Consider the following 9,219-nt stretch of genomic DNA (forward strand, 5'->3'; position numbering starts at 1 on the left):
AACCCCCCCGGGTGGGGGCCCGTGGTCCCCTTGCGGGCCGCGCGCCCCCGGGCCGGGCCCCCCCCCCCCCGCGCCCCCCGCCCCCCCCCCGGGCCCCGGGGGGGGGGGGGGGCGTCGGCATGTCCCGATCAGATCCCGGGGCCTGATCCCGGGGTCAGGCCCCGCGGTGGGCCTCCCAGCCCGCCCAGGCCGAGGTGACCATCGCGCGGACGTCGTGCCGGGCCTTCCAGCCCAGCTCGGTCGCGATCCGGTCGGCCGACGCGACGACCTTCGCCGGGTCACCGGGGCGCCGCGGGGTGACCACGGGGGCGTAGGTGTGCCCGGTGCCGGCGTTCAGCAGCTCGACCATCTCGCGGACGGAGACGCCCTCGCCGCGGCCGATGTTGACGGTGAGGTCCTGGTACTCCCCCGCCGCGGCCCACTCGGCGAGGCGGCGGGCCGCCACCACGTGCGCGTCGGCGAGGTCCTCGACGTGGATGTAGTCGCGGATGCAGGTGCCGTCCGGGGTCGGGTAGTCGTCGCCGAAGATCCGGGCGCCCTCGCCCGCGTCGTAGCGCTCGAAGACCATCGGGACCAGGTTGAAGACCCCGGTGTCGGCCAGCTCGGGGGTGGCGGCGCCCGCCACGTTGAAGTAGCGCAGGCAGGCGGTGGAGATCCCGTGCGCCCGCCCGGCCGCGCGGACCAGCCACTCACCGGTCAGCTTGGTCTCGCCGTACGGGCTCAGCGGCGCGCACGGGGTCTCCTCGGTGACCGATTCCACGTCCGGCATGCCGTAGACGGAGGCGGAGGAGGAGAAGAGGAAGTTGCGGACGCCCGCGGCGGCGACGGCCTGGAGCAGCACCGTGAGGCCGGTCACGTTCTCGTGGTAGTAGTACAGCGGCCGTTCGACGGACTCGCCGACCTGCTTCTTGCCCGCGAGGTGCACCACTCCGGTGATCCGGTGGCGGGCGATGGTCTCGTCGACGACCTGCCGGTCCAGGACGGAGCCGACCACCAGCGGGACGCCCTCCGGGACGCGGGCGGCGTCGCCCGTGGAGAGGTCGTCGAGGACGACGGCCTTCTCGCCCGCGAGCAGCATCGCGCGGACGACGTGCGCGCCGATGTAGCCGGCTCCACCGGTGATCAGAAACGTCATGCGTGTCTCCCGAGTTCGGTACGTGTGCGGTACGGGGCTCCGTGCGGTACGGGGCTCCGTGCGGGCGTGTCCGGGGCGCCGCGCCCCGGCGGCCCTCAGCCCGGCCTGCGGCCCGCGCGGGCCCGGGCGAGGCGGCCGCGGACGAGGTTCAGCGCCCCCTGCGCGCCGGGTGCGAGGCGTAAGGCCAGCGCCCCGGCGGCCGTACGGTACGGCTGCGCCAGCAGAACACCGTACCGGCTGCTCGGCAGGGCGCGGCGGCGCAGCAGTGGGCCCAGGGGGCGCAGTGAGGTGAGCAGGGAGCTGCCGTCCGCGCACCGCACCTCCATCCGGACGTCCCACGCCTGCACCCCGCGCAGCCCCCGGCGGCGGCCGGCGGCGGCCAGGCCCGCCAGCGGCAGCGGCAGCTCGGCGCTCCAGCCGCCGCCCGCCGCGGGGCTCAGCCGGACCGGCTCGCCCGGGACGGGCGCGCCACCCGCCCGGGGCAGGAACCGCAGCCCGGCGGTGTCCGGGCCGGCTCCGGCGAGGCGGCCGTACAGGTCGTGCAGGTGGACCCGGACGGCGGCGGACCCGGCCGGTTCGGCGTCGACGGTGACGGGCAGCCCGGCCACGGGCACCCCGGCCAGCCCGTCGAGCTCGACGGGCAGTTCCTCGCTCCACACCGGTACGCCGTCCCCGGTGACCGCGTACGGGGGCGGCAGCCGGGGCGGCTCGGCGGCGAGGCGGGTCAGGCGCAGGACGTCGGCGGGCGGGGCCTCGGCGGCGCGCAGCACCCGTACGGTCCAGCGGGCGGGGGCGGAGGCGGCCGGGGCGACGGACTCGGCGAAACCGGCGAGGTAGTCGCGGGTCAGGGTCCACCAGGCGGCCCGGTAGCCGGGGTCCGTGCCGAGCTCGCGCAGGTACATGCGCAGGTCGTACTCCAGGAACTTGACCTGGCAGGCGCGGCCCAGCTCGGGGGAGGCATCGCCCAGGACGCGGGCGGCCGTGCGGTGGGCCTCGATCCGGGAGCGCCAGTTGGAGACGTCCTCGCGGTCCAGGGAGATCGACACCTGGGCGGCGCTCCGGCGGACGTGCCAGACGTAGACGAGGTCGCCGACGACGGCGATCCGGGGGGCGGCGGCCAGGACACGGGCGGTGAAGACGAAGTCCTCGTAGACGAACCGGCCGTCGGGGAAGCGGATGGCGTGCCGGTCCAGGAAGGCGCGGGCGTACAGCTTGTTGACGCAGAGGGTGTCCCGGACCAGTTCGGGCCGGTCGGCGGGGGTCTCGATCACCTCGCCGGGGGTGTAGAGCCCCGGCACCCAGGGCGCGTCGTGGCCCTGCGGCAGTTCACGGCGGACGCACGCGCCGACCGTGACCGGCGCGCGGTGCTCCTCGGCGGCGCGCACCAGGGCGTCGGCCGCCCCCGGCGCCAGGACGTCGTCGCTGTCGAGGAAGAGGACGTACGGGGCGGACGCGGCGGCGATGCCGTCGTTGCGCGGGGTGCCGCACCCCCCGCTGTTCTCCGTGCGGTGCACGACCTTCAGGCGGGGGTGGCGGACGGCCAGCTCGTCCAGCACACGGGCGGTGCCGTCGCGGGAGGCGTCGTCCACGGCGATGACCTCGGCGACCACCGGGCCCTGGGCGAGGGCCGAGGAGACGGCCTCTCCCACGAGCGCGGCATCGTTGTACGCGATCACCACGACGGAGACGGAAGGCGGGTTGCTGCTCACCCGGAGGATTTTAGGCGACCGCCGTAAGAGCGGCCTCAACACCGGTGACCGGTACCGCCCGGCGGGGACGGGACGGACGCGGGAACAGGTGGGGGGCGGTCCCGGTCCCGGGACCGGAACCGCCCCCCACCCACACGTTCCTAGAAGGGGCGGAACTCGTCGTACTCCTGCTGGGAGGAGTCCCGCTGGGCTTCCTTGTCCTTGCGACGCGTGGTCGCCGGACGCGGGGACTCCAGACGGTGGTCCTCGCCACGGCGGCCCAGCATCTCGGCGCCGGCCATCATGGTCGGCTCCCAGTCGAAGACGACCGCGTTCTCGTCGGAGCCGATGGCGACCCCGTCGCCCGCGCGGGCACCGGCCTTGCGCAGCGCCTCCTCGACACCGAGGCGGTTGAGACGGTCGGCGAGGTAGCCGACGGCCTCGTCGATGTTGAAGTCGGTCTGGCGGACCCAGCGCTCCGGCTTCTCGCCGCGCACCCGGTAGACGTCCTCGACCTCGTCGTAGGCGATGGTGAAGCCGCTGTCGTCCACGGCCTTCGGGCGGATGACGACACGGGTCGCCTCCTCCTTCGGCTTGCGGGCACGGGCCTTGGCGATGACCTCGGCGAGGAAGAAGGAGAGCTCCTTGAGCCCCGTCCGGGAGACCGCGGAGACCTCGAAGACCTTGTAGCCGCGCGCCTCCAGGTCCGGGCGGACCATGTCGGCGAGCTCCTGGCCGTCGGGGATGTCGACCTTGTTCAGGACCACCAGGCGGGGGCGCTTCTCCAGGCCGCCGCCGTAGAGCTTGAGCTCTTCCTCGATGACGTCGAGGTCGGCGACGGGGTCGCGGTCGGACTCCAGCGTGGCGGTGTCCAGGACGTGCACGAGGATCGAGCAGCGCTCGACGTGGCGCAGGAACTCCAGGCCGAGGCCCTTGCCCTGGCTGGCGCCCGGGATGAGGCCCGGGACGTCGGCGATGGTGTAGACGGTGGAGCCGGCGGTGACGACGCCCAGGTTCGGGACGAGGGTGGTGAAGGGGTAGTCCGCGATCTTCGGCTTGGCCGCGGAGAGCACCGAGATCAGCGAGGACTTGCCGGCGCTCGGGAAGCCGACCAGCGCCACGTCGGCGACGGTCTTGAGCTCCAGCACGACGTCACCGGCGGTACCGGGGACGCCGAGCAGCGCGAAGCCGGGGGCCTTGCGGCGGGCGGAGGAGAGCGCGGCGTTGCCGAGACCGCCCCGGCCGCCCTCGGCGGCGACGTAGGTGGTGCCCTGGCCGACGAGGTCGGCGAGGACGTTGCCCTCCTTGTCGAGGACGACGGTGCCGTCGGGCACGGTCAGGACCAGGTCCTGGCCGTCCTTGCCGGAGCGGTTGCCGCCCTCGCCGGGCTTGCCGTTGGTGGCCTTGCGATGCGGGCTGTGGTGGTAGTCCAGCAGGGTGGTGACCGCCTGCTCCACCACGAGGATGACGTCACCGCCACGGCCGCCGTTGCCGCCGTCGGGGCCGCCGAGCGGCTTGAACTTCTCCCGGTGAACGGAGGCGCAGCCGTGGCCCCCGTTACCCGCGGCGACGTGCAGCTCGACGCGGTCCACGAAGGTGGTCATGGTTGTTCCTCCAGATACATACGGGAATGTCCCGAGCGGGCCTTGCCGCCCATTAAACGTGTCCATCTGACAACGCGCCGAGGGCGGACCTCTCTTCCCGGCTCGCGCCGGGAAGAGCTGAGATCCGCCCTCGGAAGTTACGAACGCCTAGATCAGCAGAGCTGGATCAGGCGGCCGGAACGATGTTCACGACCTTGCGGCCACGGTGCGTGCCGAACTGCACAGCACCGGCCTGCAGCGCGAACAGCGTGTCGTCGCCACCACGACCGACACCCGAACCCGGGTGGAAGTGGGTGCCACGCTGGCGGACGAGGATCTCACCAGCGGAAACGACCTGACCGCCGAAGCGCTTCACGCCGAGCCGCTGGGCATTGGAGTCGCGCCCGTTCCGGGTGGACGATGCGCCCTTCTTGTGTGCCATGTCTCAGTCCCTCTTACTTCGCAGCCGCGGGGATACCGGTGACCTTGATCGCCGTGTACTGCTGGCGGTGACCCTGGCGACGGCGGTAGCCGGTCTTGTTCTTGTAGCGCAGGATGTCGATCTTGGCACCCTTGTGGTGGTCCACGATCTCGGCCTGGACCTTGATCCCGGCCAGCACCCACGGGTCGCTGGTCACGGCGTCGCCGTCGACAACGAGCAGGGTCGAGAGCTCGACCGTGTCGCCGACCTTGGCAGTGGGAATCTTGTCAACTTCAACGATGTCGCCGACAGCAACCTTGTGCTGTCGACCACCGCTGCGCACGATGGCGTACACGCGGATCTCTCTCTCGCTCGATTCGGGAACCCCTGAAGCCAGCCGGCCCCGCGGGAACCGCAGGCCGGCCTCTCCCTTACCGCGAGGCGGTCCGGGAGGTGAGGTGCTCAGTGGATGGCGTGCGCAATAGACACGCCAGCGACCCAGGTTACGGGGCCGGGTCTGGGGGGTCAAACCGGGGTCTGAGAAGGGTCTGCGGAGGGGCTGCGGAGGGCCTGAGGAAGGGCTGCGGAGGGCCCGCCCCGGGTGGACGCGCGGCGCCCGCCCGCGTCCCCCGGCCCGTGGGAACCGTACGGAGCCCTGTGGGCGCGGGGCCCGGAGCGGCGGGCCGCGGAGCGCTCCCGGGCCCCGCGCCGAGGGCGCGGACGCCGTACCGGGCTCCGCCGCCGTACGGGGCACGGGCGGTCCCACCGGCCCGTACGGCGGCGCCCTGAGCCCGGCGGGCCGGGCGGGGCCGGTGGCCTTCCCGGGGCCGGGCGGGCCCGGTCGTGGTGCAAGCGAAAGGCCCTGCCCGGCACCAGGAGGTGCCGGGCAGGGCCGGTGACGCGGGTGCCGCAGGTCAGGCGTCGGTGGGGGCCGAGACGGACGGGAGCGTCTGCTCCGCCGCCGCGGTCTTCTTCGTCGCCCGCTTCGCCACGGTCTTCTTCGTCGTGGCCGTCGCCTTCTTCGCCACGGCCTTCTTGGCCGGGGCCGCTGCCGCCGTCGCCGTCTTCTTCACGGCGGTGGCCTTCTTCGCGGGAGCCTTCTTGACCGCCGGGGCCTTCTTGGCCGCGGCCTTCGCCGGAGCCTTCTTGGCCGCCGTCTTGCGGACCGCCTTCTTGGCCGGAGCGGCCTCCTGCGCCTCGGCCGGAGCCTCGGCGACGGGGGTCTCGACCAGAACCTCGACCGGAACCTCGGCCGGGGTCTCCACGACGACCACGGCCGCCTCCGCCGCACCGGCCGGGGAACCGGCGGGCGCGGTGGCCTTGCGGGTGGCACGGCGGCGCGGACGGGCCGGCGCGGCCTCGGCGGCGGGCGCCTCCACCACGACGGGCTCCGGCGCGGCCACGACGACCGGCTCGGGCTCGACGACGGCGGGCACGGCTTCGGGCGCGGCCACGACGACCGGCTCCGGGGTCACCTCGGCCGGGGCCCCCGCCGGAGCGGTGGCCTTGCGGGTGGCACGGCGGCGGACACGGCCCTTGGGGGCCTCCTCCACCACCGGCTCCGGCTCGGCGACGAGCTCGGGCTCCACCACGGGCTCCACGACCGGCTCGGGCTCGGCCACCGGGGCCGGTGCCGGAGCGGCGGCGGGCGCCGGGGCGGCCGGAGCCGCCTGGGCCGCGGCGCTCTGCGGGGCCCCCGCCGGAGCGGTGGCCTTACGGGTGGCGCGACGGCGGTTGCGGCGGCCACTGACACCGGCGGCGGCCTCCGCCTCGGCCGGGCTGCTGTACAGCTCCTCGTCCGGGACGAACTCCGGCTCGGGCAGCGCACGCGGCGCGGCGGCCTCGGCCACCACCTCCGCCTCGGTCTCGAACTCCTCGGCCTCGACGGTGTCCACGGCGCCGGTCTCGTGGTCGTGCTCGTGCTCACCGGCACGGCCGGCGCGGCGCTTGGCGCGCTTGCCGCCGCCACCGACCGCGGTCGGCGTCTCCATGTGCACGATGACACCGCGGCCGTTGCAGTGGACGCAGGTCTCGGAGAAGGACTCCAGCAGACCCTGGCCCACCCGCTTGCGGGTCATCTGAACCAGGCCCAGTGAGGTGACCTCGGCCACCTGGTGCTTGGTGCGGTCGCGGCCCAGGCACTCCAGCATGCGCCGCAGCACCAGGTCGCGGTTGGACTCCAGGACCATGTCGATGAAGTCGATGACGACGATGCCGCCCAGGTCGCGCAGCCGCAGCTGGCGCACGATCTCCTCGGCCGCCTCCAGGTTGTTCCTGGTGACGGTCTCTTCGAGGTTGCCGCCCTGACCGGTGAACTTGCCGGTGTTGACGTCGATGACGATCATCGCCTCGGTCTTGTCGATCACCAGGGAGCCGCCCGAGGGCAGCCACACCTTGCGGTCGAGCGCCTTGGCGAGCTGCTCGTCGATCCGGTACGTCGCGAAGACGTCGACCTCGGAGGTCCAGCGCGAGAGCCGGTCGGCCAGGTCCGGGGCCACGTGGTTCACGTAGCCGTGGATGGTCTCCCAGGCGCTGTCACCGCTGACGATGACCTTCGAGAAGTCCTCGTTGAAGATGTCGCGCACGACGCGGACGGTCATGTCCGGCTCGCCGTACAGCAGGCTCGGCGAAGAGGTCGTGATCTGCTTCGACTTCTTCTGGATGTCCTCCCACTGGGCCTGCAGACGCTCGACGTCGCGGCGCAGCTCGTCCTCGCTCGCGCCCTCGGCGGCGGTGCGCACGATGACGCCCGCGTCATCGGGGACGATCTTCTTGAGGATGGTCTTCAGGCGGGCGCGCTCGGTGTCGGGCAGCTTGCGGCTGATGCCGGTCATCGAGCCCTCGGGCACGTAGACCAGGTAGCGGCCGGGCAGCGAGACCTGGCTGGTCAGGCGGGCGCCCTTGTGGCCGATCGGGTCCTTGGTGACCTGCACCAGGACCGACTGGCCGGACTTGAGGGCGGACTCGATGCGGCGCGGCCCGTGGGCCATGCCGAGCGCCTCGAAGTTGACCTCACCGGCGTAGAGCACCGCGTTGCGGCCCTTGCCGATGTCGATGAAGGCGGCCTCCATGGACGGCAGCACGTTCTGGACCTTGCCCAGGTAGACGTTGCCGACGTACGAGGTGGCCTCTTCCTTGTTGACGTAGTGCTCGACGAGCACGTCGTCCTCAAGGACGCCGATCTGGGTGCGCTCGCCCGCCTGGCGGACGACCATCACGCGCTCGACGGCCTCACGGCGGGCCAGGAACTCGGCCTCGGTGATGATCGGGACGCGGCGGCGGCCCTGCTCGCGGCCTTCGCGGCGGCGCTGCTTCTTCGCCTCCAGACGGGTCGAGCCCTTGATGGACTGCACCTCGTCGGAGGAGACGGGCGCGGACTCCCCGCGCTCACGGGCCGGGCGCGGCTCGCGGACCTTGACGACGGTGCGCACGCCGTCCTCGTCGCCCGCGTCGGCGTCGGTACCGGTGTCACCGCTGCGGCGACGACGGCGACGGCGGCGACGGCTGGAGCTGGAACCGAGCGCGCCGGTCTCCTCCTCGTCGTCGTCGGACTCCTCGTCGGCTTCGTCGGCCTGCTCGGCGGCCTCGGCCTCCGGCTCGTGCTCCTCGTCGGCGGACTCGTCCAGGTCGGCGGCCTCACCGCGGCGACGGCGACGGCCACCGCGGCGGCGACGGCGGGACGGGCGCTCGTCCGACTCGTCGGCCTCGTCCTCGTCGAGGTCGGCGGCTTCGGCCTCCGGGTCCTCGGCGAGCACCTCGGGAAGGGAGACCGGCGTGCTCTCGGCGACGGGCGCGGGCTCGGCGGCGCCACGGCGGCGACGGCGGCGCCCGGCCGGCTGCGGGGCGGGGGCCTGGGTCTGGACGGCCTCGGCCTGCTCCGCCGCCTCCTCCTCCTCGACCTCCTCGGCCGGGGTGACGGCGGCAGCCGCGGCGGCGGCCAGGGCGGCGGTCTCCGGGGTCTGGAACATCGGCTCGGCGAAGACCGGGGCCTGGAAGACGGCGACGGCGGGACGCGCGGCGCGGCGGGCACGGGCCGGGGCGGCGGGCGCCTCGGCCTCGGCGACGGGCTGTGCGGCGGCGGGCTGCACACCGGACCGGGTGGCGCGGCGGCGGCCACCGCGCTTCGGGGAGTCCACGGCGTCGGCGACGGTGACGGCGCGGGCGGCGGCCCTGGGCGCCTCCTCCACGACGGCCGGGGCCTCGGCGACGGGGGCGGCCTCGGCGGCCGGGGCCGCGACGGCGCGGGTCGCCCGGCGACGGGCGCGCGGGGCCGGAGCGGCGGACTCCTCAGCGGCGGGAGCGGGAGCGGCCGGAGCCTCGACGGGAGCGGCCTCGGCGACGACGGCCTCGGGGGCGGTCACCGCGCGGGTCGCCCGACGACGGGCACGCGGA

Annotated in this window: 6 protein-coding genes; all 6 read right to left on the reverse strand. The window is 74.2% G+C overall.

Annotated elements, in window-relative coordinates; translation table 11 throughout:
* Positions 1-154 precede the first annotated feature (154 nt).
* Positions 155-1,135: a UDP-glucose 4-epimerase GalE gene (galE, locus tag ACIA5F_RS04185; protein ID WP_399348932.1), complete on the reverse strand. Its 981-nt coding sequence runs from the start codon at positions 1,133-1,135 to the stop codon at positions 155-157.
* A 95-nt stretch (positions 1,136-1,230) separates the two neighbouring features.
* Positions 1,231-2,844 carry a glycosyltransferase family 2 protein gene (locus ACIA5F_RS04190; RefSeq protein ID WP_399348934.1) on the reverse strand — a complete coding sequence of 538 codons (1,614 nt, stop codon included), beginning with the start codon at positions 2,842-2,844 and terminating at the stop codon, positions 1,231-1,233.
* 140 nt (positions 2,845-2,984) lie between these two features.
* Positions 2,985-4,427, reverse strand: coding sequence for a GTPase ObgE (gene obgE, locus ACIA5F_RS04195; protein ID WP_399348936.1), 1,443 nt, complete (start codon positions 4,425-4,427; stop codon positions 2,985-2,987).
* A gap of 166 nt (positions 4,428-4,593) precedes the next feature.
* Positions 4,594-4,848: a 50S ribosomal protein L27 gene (gene rpmA, locus ACIA5F_RS04200; RefSeq protein WP_030027134.1), complete on the reverse strand. Its 255-nt coding sequence runs from the start codon at positions 4,846-4,848 to the stop codon at positions 4,594-4,596.
* Between the two features lie 13 nt (positions 4,849-4,861).
* Positions 4,862-5,182, reverse strand: a complete 321-nt coding sequence (rplU, locus tag ACIA5F_RS04205; RefSeq protein WP_056558958.1) for a 50S ribosomal protein L21 — start codon at positions 5,180-5,182, stop codon at positions 4,862-4,864.
* A 559-nt stretch (positions 5,183-5,741) separates the two neighbouring features.
* On the reverse strand, positions 5,742-9,219 hold a 3,478-nt coding region (locus ACIA5F_RS04210), incomplete at its 5' end, for a ribonuclease E/G (RefSeq protein ID WP_399348938.1).

Origin of the sequence: Streptomyces sp. NPDC051567 (genome assembly GCF_044454165.1) — a bacterium.
GTDB lineage: Bacteria > Actinomycetota > Actinomycetes > Streptomycetales > Streptomycetaceae > Streptomyces.